The organism is Streptomyces yangpuensis, from assembly GCF_024666385.1.
Classification (GTDB): Bacteria; Actinomycetota; Actinomycetes; order Streptomycetales; family Streptomycetaceae; genus Streptomyces; species Streptomyces yangpuensis.
On record NZ_CP102514.1, the window covers coordinates 4,337,864 to 4,356,042 of the forward strand.

Sequence of the window (18,179 nt, forward strand, 5' to 3'; positions counted from 1 at the left end):
CCACCGGCGTCCGCAGCCCCGGCCCGTCGGGGCCGCCCCGATATGGGCTGCGCCACGGCGGGATCTCCAGAGCCGCGCCGGCACATCCAGCCCCGCCGGCGTTCGAGGCGCGGGGCCCCGGGCGGCGCCCCGGGATGCGGCGTGGCCCCGGACAGACGAACGGGACCCCCGCCACCCCGGACGGGAGTCCCGCGTCAACGAACCACGGCCACGGCCCCGGCCAAGGCCACGGCCAAGGCCACGGCCAAGGCCTCAGCCCCGGCCGGGCCCCCGGTCACGCCACGGCAGCTCCGCCGTCACCACCGTCCCCTCCCCCTCGGGGGAGTCCACCACCAGCACCCCGTCCACCGCGTCCAGCCGCTCCGCCAGCCCCGCCAGCCCGGTCCCGCCGGACGACGTGTCCGCCCCGCCCCGCCCGTCGTCGGACACCCGCAGCATCAGCCGGGCACCCGCCCGCCACACCTCCACGGTCGCGCCGCGCGCCCCCGGCCCCGCATGCTTGCTCACGTTCTGCAGCAGCTCGGACACCACGAAGTACGCGATCCCCTCGATCGCCTCCGCCGGCCGCGCTTCCTGCCCCGACGGCAGGTCCACGACCACCTTCACCGGCACCACGCACCGCGCCGCCACCGACGACAGCGCCGCGTCCAGCCCCCGGTCGGTCAGCACGGCCGGATGGATCCCCCGCGCCAGGTCCCGCAGCTCCTGCAGTGCCAGCTTCACCTCCCCGTGGGCCTCGTCGACCATCGCCGCCGCGCCCTCCGGGTCCTCCAGCAGCTTCTCCTTCGCCAGGCCCAGCCCCATCGCCAGCGCCACCAGCCGCGCCTGCGCCCCGTCGTGCAGGTCCCGTTCGATGCGCCGCAGGTCCGCCGCCGCGGTGTCGACCACCACGCCCCGGTCGGACTCCAGCTCCGCGATCCGCCGCTCCAGGTCGTCGGAGGGCGACAGCAGCCCGCGTACCATCGCGCGGTCCGCGTTCGCCAGCAGCCGCACCACATACGGCAGCACCGGCCACAGCACGAACAGCCCGGTCAGGACTACCGTGAAGGTGAGCACCCCCCAGGGCAGCCGGATCAGCTGGTACAGCACGGTCCGCCAGCCGACCGGATCCTTGATGCTCGTCCACAACCAGGGGAAGAATCCGCCGGACCGCCGCGGCCCGGGGATCGGGGTCGGCTCCTCCACCCGGACGCCCAGCAGCAGCCGTGCGCGGGCCCGCTCCAGCCGTCCCAATTGACGAGACAAAAAGAGACCGACCGCAAGCAGAGGAAGTCCGATCGCGGTCACGGAAAGACCGCCCGCGGTGAAAACCATGACAACCGCGTAAACGAAACCGAGGATCGCCTCCGGCAGATTGGTCACCAGATGGGCGATTTCCTTCCACGTGGCCGCGCTGAATACGGGCCGTACGCGGGGAGGCGCGTCGTTGTCGGCGATGGCAAGGCTCGTCGTCATGCGCCACAGCCTGTCAAGCGCGGCTCGCTGATGCCATGGGGTGGCCGGGGTGCTGTGAACGGGGGATAACCCCACCCCGTGTGAGGCAGGCCCTAGACTCCCGTCCGTACCAGATCGTCGACAGTGACCGAGGAGCGAGGAACGGACGTGCCCGAACCAACGGTATCGACCGTAACCGTGCTCGCGGCGGACTACTTCCGGAGTTATTCGGTCGTCGGTCTGCTGGCCGCCCTCGGCGTGCTCTTCGTGGCCGTCGCCTTCGGCGCGGGCCGCCTGCTGCGGCCCGTCGTCCCGACCCCCGAGAAGCTGCTGACCTACGAGTGCGGCGTGGACCCCGTCGGCGAGGGCTGGGCGCACACCCAGGTCCGCTACTACGTCTACGCCTTCCTCTACGTCATCTTCGCCGTCGACTCGATCTTCCTGTTCCCGTGGGCGACGGTGTTCGCCGCCGCCGGCTACGGCGCCACGACCCTGGTCGAGATGTTCATCTTCCTGGGCTTCCTGGCCGTCGGCCTGCTCTATGCGTACAAGAAGGGCGTCCTCGAATGGACGTGACACCTCAGCCGGAGCTGCTCCCGGAGCCCAAGCGCCTCGGAGTCCTCTCCCGTCTGGCCCCGGAACCGATGAAGGTGGTCCTGAACTGGGGCCGCCGGTACAGCCTGTGGGTCTTCAACTTCGGCCTCGCCTGCTGCGCGATCGAGTTCATCGCCGCGTCGATGGCCCGGCACGACTTCATCCGCCTCGGGGTCATCCCCTTCGCGCCGGGTCCGCGCCAGGCCGACCTGATGATCGTCTCGGGCACCGTCACGGACAAGATGGCCCCCGCCGTCAAGCGGCTCTACGAGCAGATGCCGGAGCCGAAGTACGTCATCTCCTTCGGCGCCTGCTCCAACTGCGGCGGCCCGTACTGGGACTCGTACTCGGTGACGAAGGGCGTCGACCAGATCATCCCCGTCGACGTCTACGTGCCCGGCTGCCCGCCCCGGCCGGAGGCGCTCCTCCAGGGCATCCTCAAGCTCCAGGAGAAGATCGCACGCGAGTCGCTGGCCGAGCGGTACGCCGCGGGCCCGTCCGTCTCCCAGCTCACCAGCGGCCTGGTCACGCCCCCGCCCGCGCCCGCCCGGGGGGCCGGCGCGTGAACCTCTACGACTCCCTTCCCGACGCCGCGCCGACCGTCTTCGGAGCCGAGGCCACCGCCGAGCTCTCGTACGACGTCCTCACGGTGGACGTGCCCGTCGGCAGCTGGATCTCCTCGCTGGAGATCGCCCGGGACAAGCTGGGCTGCACGTACTTCGACTGGCTGAGCGCCGTGGACGAGCCCGGCACCGGCTTCCGGATCTGCGCGCACGTCGCCTCGCTGGAGAACCAGCGGGTGCGCAGGCTGCTGCTGCGCACGACCGTTCCGCACGGCGCCGCCTCGCTGCCGTCGGCCGTCGCCGTCTACGCGGGGGCGGAGTGGCACGAGCGCGAGACGTTCGAAATGTTCGGGATCACTTTCACCGACCACCCGAACCTGGTGCACCTCCTCCTCCCGGAGAACTTCGAGGGGCACCCGCTGCGCAAGGACTTCGTGCTGGCCGCACGCGTCGCGAAGGCCTGGCCGGGTGCGAAGGAGCCGGGCGAGGCCCACGACCCGGACGCCCCGAAGCGCCGTCAGATGCTGCCGCCCGGCGTGCCGGACCCCAACGACTGGGGCCCGATGAAGGGCCAGCTCCCGCCCGCCCCGGCCCGCCCGGCCCGTACCCCGCGCGCCGCGGGAGCGGCCGGCGCCGCCGCCCGTGCGCCGCGCGAGGGCGCCCCCGTCCGCCGCACCCGTTCGGTGGCCGAAGGCTCGGCAACCCAGGCGGCCGAGGCCGCCCCGCAGGCGGACGCTCCGGCCCGCCGTGCCCGCTCGGCAGCGGACGGCTCGGCAAGCCAGGCGCCGGAGACCGCCGTTCCGGCCACTGAGCCCGCGGCCCGCCCGGCCCGCCGTACCCGCTCCGCCGCCGACGGCTCGGCAAGCCAGGCCGCGGAGACCGCCCCGAGCACGGACACCCCGGCCCACCCGCCGCGCCGCACCCGCTCCGCGGCCGACGGCTCCGCGAGCCAGGCGGCCGACGCCGCTGCCGCGGACGATGCTGCTCCGAGCACGGACACCCCGGCCCACCCGCCGCGCCGCACTCGCTCGGCAGCCGACGGCTCCGCGAGCCAGGCCGCGGAGGCCGCCCCGGACGCCGACGCCCCGGCCGGCCCGCCGCGCCGCTCCCGCTCGGCGGCCGACGGCTCCGCGAGCCAGGCCGCGGAGACCGACCCGGACGCCGACGCCCCGGCCGGCCCGCCGCGCCGCTCCCGCTCGGCGGCCGACGGCTCGGCGAGCCAGGCCACCGAGGCCGCCCCTGGCACGGAGGCTCCCGAAGCCGCGCCGCGCGCGCCGCGCCGTACCCGCTCGGCAGCGGACGGTTCCGCGAGCCGGGCCACCGAGGCGGCTCCGGCCGCGGAGCCCGCGCCGCGCGCCCCGCGCCGCACGGCACCCCGCAGCTCCGACGCCCCCTGGCACGACCCGAAGCCCGCCTTCGACGAGCCGGCCCCCGACCCGGCCCCGAAGGCCGGGCCCGGGAAATCCCCGTCCCCCGAGACCGACCACCCCACCACCGACACCGGAGGCGACGCGTGAACGACGTCCTCGACGTCGCCCTGCGGCTGATCGTCGTCTTCGCCGTCTTCCTCGTGCTCCCGCTCGTCGTCGGGCAGACCGAGCACAAGGTGATGGCCCACATGCAGGGCCGCCTCGGCCCCATGTACGCCGGCGGCTTCCACGGCTGGGCCCAGCTCGTCGCCGACGGCGTGAAGTTCGCGCAGAAGGAAGACGTCGTCCCCGCGGGCGCCGACCGCCGGATCTTCCAGCTGGCCCCCGCCGTCGCCCTGCTGCCGTACCTCCTCGTCCTCCTCGCCATCCCCATCGGCCCGGGCGAGGGCGCGGTCGGCCAGGTCATCGACGCCGGAGTGTTCTTCGTTCTCGCCGTCATGGGCGTCGGAGTCCTCGGCTCCCTCATGGCCGGCTGGGCCTCCGCGAACAAGTTCTCCCTGCTCGGCGGCCTCCGCACCGCCGCGCAGCTGCTCGCCTACGAACTCCCCATGCTGCTCGCCGCCGCCTCCGTGGCGATGGCCGCCGGGACGGTCTCCCTCCCCGGGATCGTGGAGGCCTTCGAGTGGTGGTGGCTGCCCTGGCAGATCGTCGGCGCGCTCGTCTTCTTCACCGCGGGCCTCGCCGAACTGCAGCGACCCCCCTTCGACATGCCCGTCGCCGACTCCGAGATCATCTTCGGCGCGTACACCGAGTACACCGGCCTGCGCTTCGCGCTCTTCCTGCTCGCCGAGTACGCCGGCATCGTCGTCCTCTGCTTCCTCACCACCGTCCTCTTCCTCGGCGGCTGGCACGGCCCCTTCGGCGCCGAGGACCTCGGCTGGGTCTGGACCCTGCTCAAGACCGCAGTCCTCGCCTTCGTCGTGATCTGGCTGCGCGTGAGCTACCCGCGCCTGCGCGAGGACCAGCTCCAGAAGCTCGCCTGGACCACACTCATCCCGCTCGCGCTCGCCCAGATCGCGCTCACCGGCATCGTGAAGGTGGCGATCCAGTAATGCCCATCCCCGGATCCGGCCTCGCCAAGGGCCTGGCCGTCACCCTGCGCACGATGACGAAGCGCTCGCACACGGCCCAGTACCCCGACGTCCAGCCCGAACTCCCGCCCCGCTCCCGCGGGGTCATCGGCCTGTTCGAGGAGAACTGCACGGTCTGCATGCTCTGCGCCCGTGAGTGCCCCGACTGGTGCATCTACATCGACTCCCACAAGGAGACGGTCCCCGCCTCCACCCCCGGTGGCCGTGAGCGCAGCCGCAACGTGCTCGACCGCTTCGCCATCGACTTCTCCCTCTGCATGTACTGCGGTATCTGCATCGAGGTGTGCCCCTTCGACGCGCTCTTCTGGTCGCCGGAGTTCGAGTACGCGGAGACCGACATCCACGAGCTGACCCACGAGCGGGACAAACTCCGCGAGTGGATGTGGACCGTCCCGGCCCCGCCCGCCCTGGACCCGGCCGCCGAGGAGCCCAAGGAGATCGCCGCCGCCCGCAAGGCGGTGGAGAAGGCCGAAGCGGCAGCCGCCGCCGCGGCGGCGGCCGAGGCGACCGCAGCAGCCGAAGCCGCCGCCCGGGCGGCCGAGAACGAACCGCCGGCCACCCCGACCCCGGAGGGAGACGCGTGACCCCCGCCGCCACCCTGGCCGCAGCCGCCACCACCGGGCCCGGTTTCCTGTCCCCGACCGGCGTCGAGATCGCCTTCCTCCTCGTGGGCCTCGCCACCTTCGGCGCGGCCCTCGTCACGGTCACCACCAAGCAGCTGGTGCACGCCGCCCTCTGGCTGGTCGTCGCACTCGGCGGCATCGCCGTCGAGTACCTGCTGCTGACCGCCGAGTTCATCGCCTGGGTCCAGGTCCTGATCTACCTCGGTTCCGTGATCGTCCTCCTCCTGTTCGGGCTGATGCTCACCAAGGCCCCCATCGGCCGCTCCCCGGACGCCGACTCCGGCAACCGCCCGATCGCCCTCGGCGTCGCCGTCGTCGCCGCCGCCGCCCTCGTCTGGGTGGTCGTCGACGCCTTCCGCACCACCTGGATCGACCTCGACGGGCCGGTACAGGGCTCCACCAAGGTCTCCGGCGAGATCCTCTTCCAGCACTGGGTGCTGCCCTTCGAGGCGCTCTCCGTCCTCCTCCTCGCCGCCCTGGTCGGCGCCATCGTGCTGTCCCGCCGCAACGACCCCGCCGACGCCCGTGACGCCGACACCCGTGACGCCGACGCCCGTGACAAGGGGAAGCGCTGATGCACCTCGCCTACCCCGCCGTGCTCGCGGCGCTCCTCTTCTGCACGGGCCTGTACGGAGTGCTCGCCCGCCGCAACGCCATCCTGGTCCTGATGTCCGTCGAGCTGATGCTCAACGCCGTCAACCTCAACCTGGTGGCCTTCGACGTCTGGCTGCGCGACACCCTGCACGCCGGCCAGGCCCTCACCCTCTTCACCATCGCCATCGCCGCCGCCGAGATCGGCATCGGCCTCGCGATCGTGCTGATGGTCTACCGCAACCGCGGCACCTCGGACGTCGACCGCCTGCGCGACACCGCCGAGGGCCACGAGCCCGACCCGAATGCCACCGGCGACAGCACCGCAGGCCCCACCAGCACCGCCCGGCCGGAGGTCGCCGCGTGAGCACCACGACCCTCGCCGTCCTCGTCCCGCTGCTCCCCTTCCTGGGTGCGGTGGCGGGCCTGCTGCTCGGCCGCACCGCCCCCGGATTCGTCCGCCCCCTCGCGATCCTGCCGACGCTCGCCGCCGCCGTCCTGGCCGTGACCGTCGCCGTCCGCCAGGGCGGCGGACAGCCGATCAGCACCGCGACCGAGCTGACCCCGACCGGCTCGGTGCCGATCGATCTCTCGCTCTACATCGACGGCTTCGCCGCACTGGTCGCCGTCCTGGTCGGGGTCGTCGCCACCTGCGTACAGCTCTACTCCACGGCGTACCTCCGTGAGGACCCGCGCTACCCGTCGTACGCCGCTCTCGTCTCCCTGTTCACCTCCGCCATGCTGCTCGTCGTCTACTCGGGCGACCTGATGGTGCTGCTGGTCGGCTGGGAAGTCATGGGCATCTGCTCCTACTTCCTCGTCGGCCACTACTGGGAGACCGAAGCGGCCCGCTCCGCCTCCCTGAAGGCCTTCCTCGTCACCAAGCTCGGCGACGTCCCCTTCCTGATCGGCCTGTTCGCGCTCGCCACCGACGCCAGCTCCTTCCGGATCACGAAGATCCTCGGGACCGTCGCCAGCGGCGGACTCGACCACCCGACGCTGATCGCACTGCTCCTGCTCGCCGGCGTCGCGGGCAAGTCCGCGCAGTTCCCGCTGCACACCTGGCTCCCCGACGCGATGGCCGGCCCCACCCCCGTCTCGGCACTGATCCACGCCGCGACGATGGTCGCCGCCGGTGTCTACTTCATCGCCCGCCTCCTGCCCGTCTTCGCCGCCTCCGCCGCCGCACTGGTCGTCATGGCCGCCATGGCGGCCGTCACGATGGTCGGCTCCGCCCTCGCCGCCCTCGCCCAGGACGACATCAAGCGGGTCCTCGCCTACTCCACGATCGGCCAGCTCGCCTACATGACCGGCGCCCTGGCCGTCGCCGACCGCGGCGCCGCCGTCTTCCACCTCCTGTCCCACGGCGCCTTCAAGGCGCTCCTCTTCCTGGGCGCGGGCGTGATCATCCACGCCGCCGGTACGAACTCCCTGGCCGCCATGTCCCGGATGGACGGCCTGGCCAAGCGCATTCCCGACGCCTTCTGGACGATGACGATCGCGCTGCTCGCGCTCGCCGCCATCCCGCCCTTCGCCGGCTTCTTCTCCAAGGAAGCCGTCCTCGTCGCCGCCGAGCAGACCGCCACCGGCCACTCGGACCTCGCTCCCAGCGCCGCCGGCTGGCTGGTGCTGATCTCCGGCGTGCTCACCGCCCTGCTCACCGCCGCCTACGCCGCCCGCCTGTGGCTGATGGCCTTCCGCGGCCGGGGCACCCCCGCCCCCGACCACGGCAAGGAGCCCCTCGCCATGACCGGCGTGCTGTGGCTGCTCGCCGTCCCGTCGGTCGCCTTCGGCCTCGCCGCGGGCTCCCTCGCCGACTGGTTCGACGGCAGGGCCCTCACCCCGACCGTGGCCACATCGGTCCTCGGCACGGGCGCCGCCGTCATCGGCGCGATGCTCACCTACGCCCTCTGGCAGCGCGCCACAGCCAGGGCCGCCACGGCCCCCGCGGCCGGACCCGCCCGCCGTGTCACCGCCGCCGAGCAGCCCGCCGCCGTGGCCGCCACGGTGTCCGCGGCCACCGCGGCAGCCGAGTCCGCGGCCGAGACGCCCGAGGTCGCGGAGGTCACCCACGAGCACCCCGCCGTCCCGGCGGGTCCCGCCGCCGACCCCGGCCGGGCCCTCCTGGGCCCGCTGCACCGCCACGCCGCCGACGGATTCCACCTGGACGCCGTCTACGACCGGCTCTTCGTGCGCCCCGTCCGCGCCGCCGCCCGCCTCGTCGGCTTCCTCGACCGCGAGGTCGTGGACACCTACGTCCGCGGCGCGGGCAGCGGCACCCGGCTGCTCGGCGGCCTCGTACGCCGCGCCCAGACCGGCAACGTGCAGAGCTACCTGAGCGCCCTGCTCGCCGGCGCCGTGGTCCTGGCGATCGCCACCGCCGTCCTCGCCAACGTCAACGCCGGATCGTGAGCCGTGAGTCAGCCGTGATTGATATCAGCCCGTCCGTGATGCAGTTCCTTCTGGCGTTCCTCGTGGCCGCACCGCTCCTCGGCGCCGTCGCGGCCCTCCTGCCGGCCCCGCCCGGCCTCAAGGGCCGCAGCCCCGAGCAGGCCGTGCTCCGGCACGGCGTGACCGTGACCGGCGTGATCCTCGCCGCGGCGGTCGCCCTCGCCCTCGGCTTCGACCACGACGCCCCCGCCCGCTTCCAGGCGACGACGGACATCAGCTGGATCCCGGCGCTTGACGTCCGGATCCACCTCGGTGTCGACGGCATCTCGCTCCCCCTCCTCGTGATGACCGCGCTGCTGTTCTTCCTCTGCGCGCTCTACAGCTACTTCAAGCTCCCCGCGGGCCCTTCCCCGAAGGCCTTCGTCGCACTGCTCCTCGTACTCGAGTCCGGCACCCTCGCGACCTTCGCCGTCCTCGACCTGCTGCTCTTCTTCCTGGCCTTCGAGATGGTCCTCATCCCGATGTACTTCCTCATCGCCCGCTGGGGCGGTGCCCAGCGGCAGGCCGCCGCCTGGAAGTTCATCCTCTACACGCTGCTCGGCTCCGTCGTCATGCTGCTCGGCCTCCTCCTCATCGGTGTGACGGCGGACACATTCGACATGGTGGCACTCGCCACTGACAACGGCCGCGAGCTGTCCCGCACCACGCAGCTCCTGGCCGTCCTGGCCATCGGCCTCGGCCTCGCCGTGAAGACCCCGATGTGGCCCCTGCACACCTGGCTGCCCGACGCCCACACCGCCGCCCCCACCGTCGGATCCGTCCTGCTGGCCGGCGTCCTGCTCAAGATGGGCACGTACGGGTTCGTCCGCATCCTGCTCCCCGTCACCCCCGACGGGATGGCCGCCTTCGCCCCCTACCTGGGCGCCTTCGCCGTCGTCGGCATCGTCTACGGATCGCTCGCCTGCCTCGCGCTGGCCCGCAAGGGGAACAAGGGCGACCTCAAGCGCCTCATCGCCTACTCCTCCGTCGGCCACATGGGCTTCGTCCTCCTCGGCATCGCCTCCATGACCCCCACCGGCGTCAACGGCGCCCTCTTCGCCAACATCGCCCACGGCCTGATCACCGGCCTCCTCTTCTTCCTGGTCGGCGCTCTCAAGGACCGCTACGGCACCGCCGACCTCGACACCCTCGCCGGAGCCACCGGCGCCGCCCTCTACGGCCGCGCCCCCCGCTTCGGCGCCCTCCTCGCCTTCGCCGCCGTCGCCTCCCTGGGCCTGCCCGGCCTGGCCGGCTTCTGGGGCGAGATGCTGGCCCTCTTCGGCGCGTTCGACCCGGCAGGCGGCCTGCCCCGCCCCGCGTTCCTCACGTACACGGCCGTCGGCGCGTTCGGCACCCTGCTCACCGCCGCCTACCTGCTGGTCGTCGTACGGCGCGTCTGCATGGGCGACCCGAAGGCCGGCCCCGAGCTCACCGTCGCGGACGTCCACCGCTACGAGTTCGCCGCCTGGACCCCGCTCGTCGCCCTCACCGTCCTCGCCGGCCTGTGGCCCGCGCTCCTCCTCGGCCTCACCGACCCGGCCGTCCAGCAGCTCCTCGCAGGAGGCACCTCATGACGGCCCTGACGGTCCTCGCGGCCGACACCCCCAGCCTGGTCCAGTCCGTCGACTGGCTCGCCATCGCACCCGTGGTGATCACCGCCGTCGTCGGCCTGGCCGTCCTCGTCGCCGACCTCTTCGTCGCCGAGCGCCACAAGCCCGCCCTCGGCTGGATCTCCGTGGCCGGCCTCGCCGCCGCGACCGCCACCCTGCTGCCGCTGCGCTCCGGCGACCGTTCCACCTTCTGCCTCACCGCCGACCCGGAGGCCTGCAGCTACGTCGCCGACCACTTCACCGTGGTCGTCCAGTTCCTGGTGCTGGCCGGCGCCCTGCTCACCGCGCTCCTGTCGGTCACCGCCGTCCGTGACACCCGGATGCCCGCCGGCGAGTACTGGTTCCTGCTGCTCTCCTCCGCCGCCGGCGCCGCCCTGCTGCCCGCCTCCCGCGACCTCGCCACCCTGATCGTCGCGCTGGAGGTCGCCTCCCTGCCCGCCTTCGCGCTCGTGGGCATGCGCCGCGGCGACCGGCTCTCCTCCGAGGCCGCCCTGAAGTTCTTCCTGTCCTCCGTCACCGCGACCGCCGTGTCGCTGATGGGCGTCAGCTTCGTCTACGCCGTCACCGGATCGATGCACCTCACCCAGGTCGCGGACCGCCTGGAGGACGTCTCCGGGCAGTTCGACACGCTCGCCATGGCCGGTGTCGCGCTCACCCTCGTCGGCTTCGCCTTCAAGACCGCGGCCGTCCCCTTCCACTTCTGGGTCCCCGACACCTACGTCGGAGCCCCCCTGCCCATCGCCGGCTACCTCTCCGTGATCGGCAAGGCCGTCGGCTTCACCGGCCTCATCCTCGTCACGGTGATCGCCTTCCCGGCGTACTCGCAGGTCTGGGGCCCGGCCGTCGCCCTCCTCGCCGCGCTCACCATGACCCTCGGCAACGCCGCCGCCGTACGGCAGTCCGCCGACCGCCCGAACAGCGCCGTACGGCTGCTCGCCTGGTCCTCGGTCGGCCAGGCCGGCTACCTCCTGGTCCCGATCGCCGCGGCCGCGTACACCGAGCGCGACCAGATCGGCTCCACCCTCGCCTACGCCCTCATGTACGCCGCCGTGAACCTCGGCGCCTTCGCCGTGGCCGCCCTCGTCGCCCGCACGAAGCCGCTCCACCGCATCGGCGACTACCGCGGCCTGTACGCCGAGCGCCCGCTCGCCGCGCTGTCCCTGGCCTTCTTCCTGCTCTGCCTGGCCGGTCTGCCGCCGGGCATCATCGGGCTCTTCGCCAAGGTCACCGTCTTCCAGTCCGCCGTCGACGCGGGCCTGGGCTGGCTGGCCGTGCTCATGGCGATCAACGTCGTCATCGCCCTCTACTACTACCTGCGGTGGACGGCGCTGCTCTTCCGCACGCCCGAGGGCGCACCGGCCGCCCAGGCCCGTACGAAGGCCCCCTGGCCGGTCGCGGCGGCCATCGTGGCGACCGCGGTCACCGCGCTCGTCCTCTCCGGCGCCCCGCAGCTCGTCCTGCGCGTCGCGTCGGGGAGCCTCTTCACGCAGTAGCCCGTACCGGGCGCTCGCCCGTCCGGAGCAACGCCCGCAGCGGCCCCGCCGCCCCCGCCGAGGGGGCGGCGGCGGGCCGCCGCTCCGGCACGCCCTGGGAACCAGACGCCCTCACCTCGCGTTGACCAGGAAGGGAGGGTCCACTGGACCGTAGACCCTCAGATCCATGACGGGCTTCCCTGCCGCACCACTTGGAGGGCGTACCGTGCACCGCCGGCACAACGGGCTCAAGACCGCCGTACTCCTCGGCGGGCTGTCCGCACTCATCATCCTCATCGGCAGCTTCTTCGGACGGACCGGCCTGATCGTGGCCGTCATCGTCGCACTCGGGACGAACGCCTACGCGTACTGGAACAGCGACAAGCTGGCTCTACGCGCGATGCGCGCCCGCCCCGTCAGCGAATTCGAGGCTCCCCAGCTCTACCGCATGGTGCGCGAGCTCTCCACGTCCGCGCGCCAGCCCATGCCACGCCTCTACATCTCGCCCACCGAGGCCCCGAACGCCTTCGCCACCGGCCGTAACCCGCGCAACGCCGCGGTCTGCTGCACCGAGGGCATCCTGCGCATCCTCGACGAGCGGGAACTGCGCGGGGTCATCGGCCACGAGCTCAGCCACGTCTACAACCGCGACATCCTCATCTCGTCGGTGGCCGGCGCCCTCGCCTCGGTGATCATGTTCCTGGTGAACTTCGCCTGGCTCATCCCCGTCGGCCGGTCGGACGACGACGAGGGCCCCGGTCTGCTCGGCATGCTGCTGATCATGATCCTGGGCCCGCTGGCGGCCTCGGTGATCCAGCTGGCCATCAGCCGCTCCCGCGAGTACGAGGCCGACGCCTCCGGAGCCCAGCTCACCGGTGACCCGCTCGCCCTGGCCAGCGCCCTGCGCAAGCTGGACGCGGGGACCAAGCAGCTCCCGCTGCCGCCGGAACCACGCCTGGAAACGGCGAGCCATATGATGATCGCCAACCCGTTCCGGCCAGGTGCGGGCCTCACCAAGATGTTCTCCACCCACCCTCCGATGGCCGAGCGCATCGCCCGGCTCGAACAGATGGCAGGCCGCCGCCAATGAAGACAATCCTGAACGTCATCTGGCTCATCCTCAGCGGCATCTGGCTGTTCCTGGGGTACCTGCTGGCCGGTGTGCTCCTCTGCATCACCATCATCGGCATCCCGTTCGGCATCGCCGCCTTCCGGATCGCCGTCTACGCCCTCTGGCCGTTCGGCTACACCACCGTCGAGCGCCACGACGCGGGCGCCCCGTCCTGCATCGGCAACGTCCTGTGGCTGGTGCTGGCGGGCTGGTGGCTGGCCCTCGGCCACATCGTCACGGGCATCGCCCTCTGCGTCACGATCATCGGCATCCCGTTCGGCATCGCCAACTTCAAGATGGTCCCCCTCTCCCTGCTGCCGCTCGGCCGCGAAATCGTCCCGACGGACGCCCCGTTCGCCTCCCGCTGACAGCACCGGACATCCCACTTCGACACCGCGCCGCGGACGGGCCAGGCCCGTCCGCGGCGCAGTTGTCCACAGGGCCGGCGGGCTGTCAGTGGTGTGCGTCACCATGAATGCATGAACGAGACCGAGCAGTTGCTGCAGCAAGTCGCACGCCGCGCGCGCAACTCCGCACGCGGACGTGGAAAGCCCCTGCCGGCGCCGCTGGGCGCCGGGGAGATCGCCCGAGCCGAGGGCATACTGGGCTTCCCGCTGCCGCCCCTGCTCGCCCTGCTCTACACGCGCGTGGGGGACGGCGGATTCGGCCCGGAGCAGGGCCTGTTGCCGCTGCGCGAGGCCGTCGGGGCCTACCGGGCCCAGCGCGGGTCCGGGTGGCGCTGGCCCGAGGGGGTCCTGCCCGTCGCCGACTTCGGCTGCGCCATGTACGCCTGCGTCGACTGCAGATCCGGCACCGCCCAGGTCCTGCTGTTCGACCCCAACCCGGGCGAACCGGACCTCGCCTGGTCCGTCGACACCGCCGGCCTGGCGGACTGGCTGCGCGGCTGGCTCGACGGAACCGCCTGGTTCTGCGAGGAGTCGGATGCGGGGGACACCTACGACCTGGAACTGGCGCCCTGGGCGGAGTTCAGATCCCGGATCTGAACCGGCTCCGCACCCCGTAGGCCACCACGCCCACCGCCAGCACCGCGGCACCCGCGACCGCCGACGCGAGAGGCAGCGCACACGCCAGCACCACACAGCCGGACAGCCCGACCGCCGCCACGGCCCGCCCCTTGACAGCTGAATCGAGAGTCCACGCGGAAGCGTTCGCGATCGCGTAGTAGGCGAGCACTCCGAAGGAGGAGAAACCGATCGCGCCCCGCAGATCGGCGGTGGCCGCGAGCACCGCCACGACCGCGCCCACCGCGAGCTCGGCATGGTGCGGCACCTGATGCCGGGGATGTACGGCAGCCAGCGCGCGCGGGAGATGGCCGTCCCGGGCCATCGCCAGCGCGGTCCGCGACACCCCGAGCACGAGCGCCAGCAGCGAGCCCAGTGCGGCCAGGGCCGCACCCACCCGCACCACCGGCGCCAGTTGCGGCGCCCCCGCCGCCCGGACCGCGTCGGCCAGCGGGGCCGACGACCCCGCCAGCGCCTCCACACCGAGCACCGACAGCACCGCCACACCCACCGCGGTGTACACCAGCAGGGCGATCCCCAGCGCGAGCGGCACCGCCCGCGGGATCGTCCGTTGCGGATCACGCACCTCCTCGCCCAGGGTGGTGATCCGCGCATAGCCCGCGAAGGCGAAGAACAGCAGGCCGGCGCCCTGCAGCAGCCCGAAGACAGTCCAGTCCGACGCGCCCGGAGGCTCCGGTCGCGCCGTCCCCGAGGACAGGCACACCACGACCACCGCGGCCAGGACCGCGAGGACCGCCGCCACGATCAGCCGGGCGATCCGGGCGGACTTCTGCACACCGCCGTAGCTCGCGGCGGTGATCGCCACCACCGCCGCCACGGCCACGGCGTGCTCCCGCCCGGGCCATACATAGGCACCCACCGTCAGTGCCATCGCCGCGCAGGACGCGGTCTTGCCGATCACGAACCCCCAGCCGGCCAGAAAGCCCCAGAAGGGCCCGAGCCGCTCCCGCCCATACACGTAGGTGCCGCCGGAGGCCGGATGGCGGGCGGCCAGCCGCGCCGAGGAGTGCGCGTTGCAGTAGGCCACCACGGCCGCCACGGCGAGGGCGGCGAGCAGTGCCCCGCCCGCGGCCCGGGCGGCCGGGGCGAAGGCCGCGAAGACCCCGGCGCCGACCATCGCGCCGAGCCCGACGACGACCGCGTCGAAAACCCCCAGAGTGCGTTTCAGCTCGTTCTCCACGGGCGGAGGGTAACCGGGCTAGATGACGCCCTCCCGGCCGGGCAGTGGCGTCCTGGTGCGCTCCCATCCCTCCAGGGCCGTCAGGCAGGCGTGGTCGAGGTGGCGCAGCCCGCTCAGGTCGAGCCGCACCGGCCGGTCGTGCGGCAGCGCGTCCAGTGCGTCGAGCAGTTTGGGCAGCCGCAGGAAGCTGGCGTTCCCCAGGACCCGCACGCACAGCTCCTCGCCCTCCCACACCTCCTCGATGTGCACGTGGGAGGTCTCCCAGGCCGCCTTGGCGATGGCCAGCCCCAGCCCGATCAGCACCCCCTCGAACAGGTTGGTGACGACGATCGCGCAGGCCGTGGTGACCAGCACCACCGCCTCGCCCCGGTGCGTGCGCCAGAGCGCCGCCACCGCCCTGACCGGCAGCAGCTTCCATCCCGCGTACAGCAGCACCCCGGCCAGGGCGGCCAGCGGAACGGCCTCCAGCACCCGCGGGAAGGCCACGGCGAAGAGCAGCAGCCAGGCGCCGTGCATCACCCGGGCCGCACGGGTGCGCGCCCCGGCCTCCACGTTGGCGGCGCTGCGGACGATCACTGCGGTCATCGGGAGCGCCCCGAGCAGCCCGCAGACGCCGTTGCCGACGCCCTGCGCGATCAGTTCCCGGTCGTACTCCGTCCTGGGCCCGTCGTGCATCCGATCCACGGCGGCCGCGCTGAAGAGGGTCTCGGCGGAGGCGATCAGTGCCAGCGCGATCACCGTGCCGGCCGCGCCGAAGGAGGCCAGCACCCCGAACTCGCCCCAGGTGGGCGGCGAAACGGCCTCCAGAACCCCCGTCACCCGCACCTTCTCCACGGGCAGCCGCAGCAGACCGGCCACGGTGGCGGCGGCGGCCACCCCGACCAGGGCGCCCGGCAGCAGCCGCAGGCGGGCGGGCACCCGGCGCCAGACGACCATGACGGCGATGGTCCCGACCCCGAGCAGCACCGCAGCCCAGTCGGCCCGGGCCGCGAGGCCGTGCACCCCGCCCAGCTTCGCCAGGGTCTGCCCGGGAGCGTCCGCGTCGCCCAGGGCGTAGAGCTGCCCGGAGATCAGTACGAGCCCGATGCCGGCCAGCATCCCGTGCACGACGGCCACGGAGATCGCCCGGAACCACCGCCCGAGCCGCAGCACCCCCATGCCCAGCTGCAGTGCGCCGGCGGCCAGCACCAGCACCCCGAGGGCGGCCGCGCCGTGCGTCTGCAGCGCCTCGTAGACGAGCACGGTCAGTCCGGCCGCGGGCCCGCTCACCTGCAGCGAGCTCCCGCGGAACCAGCCGGTGACCAGCCCCCCGACCACCCCGGTGACGATGCCCAGCTCGGCCTGCACTCCGGAGGCGACCGCCACTCCCACGCACAGGGGGACGGCGACCAGTGCGACGACGACGGACGCCGCGAAGTCTTCGCGAAACGTGCCGGCCCCAGGCATGCGAGAACCCCCTGCCACGCGGTGATGTGATGCCACCACCGTGCCGGGCGCACTCACCACCCCCCAAGTGCCCACGGAAGCCCGCGGCAGCGCGCGCGCCGCACGCGCCCGGCACACGCACCCCACGCACCCCGCAAACCACCGCGGCCCGGCGGTCGGTGAGGACCGCCGGGCCGGCGTGGTGACAGGTCGCGGACCTCGGGTCAGCGGTAGTTCACGAACTGGATCGCGAAGTCCAGGTCCTTGCCCTTGAGGAGGGCCTGGACGGCCTGGAGGTCGTCGCGGCTCTTGGAGCTGACGCGCAGCTCGTCGCCCTGGACCTGGGCCTTGACGCCCTTCGGACCCTCGTCACGGATGATCTTCGCGACCTTCTTGGCGTTCTCCTGGGAGATGCCCTCCTCGATCGTGGCGAAGATCTTGTACTCCTTGCCGGACAGCTGCGGCTCGCCGGCGTCCAGCGCCTTGAGCGAGATCCCGCGCTTGACCAGCTTGGTCTCGAAGACGTCCAGGACGGCCTTGACGCGCTCCTCGGAGTTCGCCTCCATCAGGATCTTCTCGCCGGACCAGGCGATGGTGGCGCCGGTGCCCTTGAAGTCGTAGCGCTGCGAGAGCTCCTTGGCGGCCTGGTTGAGGGCGTTGTCGACCTCCTGCCGCTCGACCTTCGAGACGATGTCGAAACTGGAGTCGGCCATGTGCTGTGGCTCCTTGAAGTCGATTGCGATCGCCCCGGAGGGCGCGGCCGGACAACCCCGGACCGCTCGGCAAAGCCTAGCCACCACACCCACCCGCGGCGCTGATCAATCCGGTGGCGAAGCACCCCCGGTCATCAGGTATCGTTTACGTCGTTGCCAGGGAGAACCGCGGACAAGCGGTGATCGAAGGTGACATCCCATGGCGGTGTGCCCGAGTGGCCAATGGGAGCGGACTGTAAATCCGTCGGCTTAGCCTACCCAGGTTCGAATCCTGGCGCCGCCACACGAGTGGAACCCCCGTTCATCTGCGGAAACGCAGTGGACGGGGGTTCTTTCGTACGCCTGGACGGGGCGTGACGGGTGGCGGCCGCATCGTCGGGGGCCGCCCGTCGTTCACCGGGGGTGAAGTGGACATCTGACACGCGGGGGAAGGTCGGCGGCGGGGTGCTCGTGGCCCTGCTCGGCGCGGGGATCCCGGCTCTCGTGGGAGCCGCCCTGCACACGGAGGTGGGGGAGCCCTACCGGGAGACCCGGCTGTACTTCGGCACCGAACGGACGGACGGCGGGGGGCCGGTCGCGGAGCGGGAGTTCACGCGGTTCCTGGACCAGGAGATCACCCCCGCCTTCCCCGAGGGGCTGACCGTCCACGACGGGTACGGCCAGTGGCGCGGCGAGAACGGCAGGATCGTCCGCGAGGCCTCCTACGAGGTGGTCCTGCTGTACCCGGAGAAGGACGCCGACGACCGCAGCGTGCGCATCGAGCGGATCCGTGACGCCTACGAGAGCCGCTACCGGCAGGACTCCGTCGGGCGCTCCGACGACAAGGTGGACGCGGCGTTCTGAGCCGTCGGCGGGGAGCCGGGCCGGAC

At 72.7% G+C, this 18,179-nt stretch carries 18 protein-coding genes and 1 tRNA gene; 15 read left to right on the top strand and 4 right to left on the bottom strand.

Features of this window, described 5'->3' with window-relative positions:
• Positions 1 to 252: 252 nt before the first annotated feature.
• The gene (locus NRK68_RS19875; protein ID WP_257856348.1) at positions 253 to 1,455 is read right to left on the bottom strand and encodes a sensor histidine kinase; all 1,203 of its coding nucleotides are present in this window, start codon (positions 1,453 to 1,455) and stop codon (positions 253 to 255) included.
• A 147-nt stretch (positions 1,456 to 1,602) separates the two neighbouring features.
• On the opposite strand from NRK68_RS19875, the gene NRK68_RS19880 reads away from it, so the two are divergent.
• From NRK68_RS19880 to NRK68_RS19940, 13 genes are all read left to right on the top strand, one after another.
• Positions 1,603 to 2,010, top strand: coding sequence for an NADH-quinone oxidoreductase subunit A (locus NRK68_RS19880; RefSeq protein ID WP_030012240.1), 408 nt, complete (start codon positions 1,603 to 1,605; stop codon positions 2,008 to 2,010).
• Positions 2,001 to 2,594: an NADH-quinone oxidoreductase subunit B gene (locus NRK68_RS19885; protein ID WP_183066974.1), complete on the top strand. Its 594-nt coding sequence runs from the start codon at positions 2,001 to 2,003 to the stop codon at positions 2,592 to 2,594. Before NRK68_RS19880 ends, NRK68_RS19885 begins: the two co-directional genes overlap by 10 nt.
• Complete coding sequence (locus tag NRK68_RS19890; RefSeq protein WP_257856349.1) at positions 2,591 to 4,108, top strand: NADH-quinone oxidoreductase subunit C; 1,518 nt, start codon at positions 2,591 to 2,593, stop codon at positions 4,106 to 4,108. The genes NRK68_RS19885 and NRK68_RS19890 overlap by 4 nt, the downstream gene beginning before the upstream one ends.
• A complete protein-coding gene (locus NRK68_RS19895; RefSeq protein WP_046779276.1) occupies positions 4,105 to 5,073 on the top strand; it encodes a complex I subunit 1/NuoH family protein in 969 nt (322 codons plus the stop codon). The genes NRK68_RS19890 and NRK68_RS19895 overlap by 4 nt, the downstream gene beginning before the upstream one ends.
• Complete coding sequence (locus NRK68_RS19900; RefSeq protein ID WP_183066972.1) at positions 5,073 to 5,696, top strand: NuoI/complex I 23 kDa subunit family protein; 624 nt, start codon at positions 5,073 to 5,075, stop codon at positions 5,694 to 5,696. Before NRK68_RS19895 ends, NRK68_RS19900 begins: the two co-directional genes overlap by 1 nt.
• Entirely contained in the window at positions 5,693 to 6,310 is a 618-nt protein-coding gene (locus NRK68_RS19905; RefSeq protein ID WP_373023624.1) for an NADH-quinone oxidoreductase subunit J family protein, read from the top strand. The genes NRK68_RS19900 and NRK68_RS19905 overlap by 4 nt, the downstream gene beginning before the upstream one ends.
• Positions 6,310 to 6,693, top strand: coding sequence for an NADH-quinone oxidoreductase subunit NuoK (gene nuoK, locus NRK68_RS19910; RefSeq protein WP_183066971.1), 384 nt, complete (start codon positions 6,310 to 6,312; stop codon positions 6,691 to 6,693). Before NRK68_RS19905 ends, nuoK begins: the two co-directional genes overlap by 1 nt.
• Complete coding sequence (locus NRK68_RS19915; RefSeq protein WP_257856350.1) at positions 6,690 to 8,738, top strand: NADH-quinone oxidoreductase subunit 5 family protein; 2,049 nt, start codon at positions 6,690 to 6,692, stop codon at positions 8,736 to 8,738. The genes nuoK and NRK68_RS19915 overlap by 4 nt, the downstream gene beginning before the upstream one ends.
• A gap of 38 nt (positions 8,739 to 8,776) precedes the next feature.
• Entirely contained in the window at positions 8,777 to 10,330 is a 1,554-nt protein-coding gene (locus NRK68_RS19920) for a complex I subunit 4 family protein (protein ID WP_257857888.1), read from the top strand.
• Entirely contained in the window at positions 10,327 to 11,859 is a 1,533-nt protein-coding gene (locus NRK68_RS19925; RefSeq protein WP_183066968.1) for an NADH-quinone oxidoreductase subunit N, read from the top strand. Before NRK68_RS19920 ends, NRK68_RS19925 begins: the two co-directional genes overlap by 4 nt.
• A gap of 205 nt (positions 11,860 to 12,064) precedes the next feature.
• Entirely contained in the window at positions 12,065 to 12,928 is an 864-nt protein-coding gene (gene htpX, locus NRK68_RS19930) for a zinc metalloprotease HtpX (protein ID WP_257856351.1), read from the top strand.
• On the top strand, positions 12,925 to 13,317 hold the full coding sequence (locus NRK68_RS19935; RefSeq protein WP_030842592.1) for a YccF domain-containing protein: 393 nt from the start codon (positions 12,925 to 12,927) through the stop codon (positions 13,315 to 13,317). The genes htpX and NRK68_RS19935 overlap by 4 nt, the downstream gene beginning before the upstream one ends.
• Before the next feature lie 111 nt (positions 13,318 to 13,428).
• Positions 13,429 to 13,953 carry an SMI1/KNR4 family protein gene (locus tag NRK68_RS19940; RefSeq protein ID WP_183066966.1) on the top strand — a complete coding sequence of 175 codons (525 nt, stop codon included), beginning with the start codon at positions 13,429 to 13,431 and terminating at the stop codon, positions 13,951 to 13,953.
• Here the strand turns inward: NRK68_RS19940 and NRK68_RS19945 are convergent.
• From NRK68_RS19945 to NRK68_RS19955, 3 genes are all read right to left on the bottom strand, one after another.
• A complete protein-coding gene (locus NRK68_RS19945; protein ID WP_257856352.1) occupies positions 13,937 to 15,172 on the bottom strand; it encodes an APC family permease in 1,236 nt (411 codons plus the stop codon). The two genes, NRK68_RS19940 and NRK68_RS19945, sit on opposite strands and share 17 nt — an antisense overlap.
• An 18-nt stretch (positions 15,173 to 15,190) precedes the next feature.
• The gene (locus NRK68_RS19950) at positions 15,191 to 16,618 is read right to left on the bottom strand and encodes a SulP family inorganic anion transporter (protein ID WP_257856353.1); all 1,428 of its coding nucleotides are present in this window, start codon (positions 16,616 to 16,618) and stop codon (positions 15,191 to 15,193) included.
• 203 nt (positions 16,619 to 16,821) lie between these two features.
• A complete protein-coding gene (locus tag NRK68_RS19955) occupies positions 16,822 to 17,310 on the bottom strand; it encodes a YajQ family cyclic di-GMP-binding protein (protein WP_030030284.1) in 489 nt (162 codons plus the stop codon).
• Between the two features lie 201 nt (positions 17,311 to 17,511).
• Between NRK68_RS19955 and NRK68_RS19960 the strand changes: the two genes are divergently transcribed.
• Positions 17,512 to 17,593: transfer RNA gene (locus tag NRK68_RS19960), tRNA-Tyr, on the top strand.
• A gap of 119 nt (positions 17,594 to 17,712) precedes the next feature.
• Positions 17,713 to 18,153: a DUF3574 domain-containing protein gene (locus tag NRK68_RS19965; RefSeq protein WP_257856354.1), complete on the top strand. Its 441-nt coding sequence runs from the start codon at positions 17,713 to 17,715 to the stop codon at positions 18,151 to 18,153.
• The last annotated feature ends 26 nt before the right edge of the window (positions 18,154 to 18,179 follow it).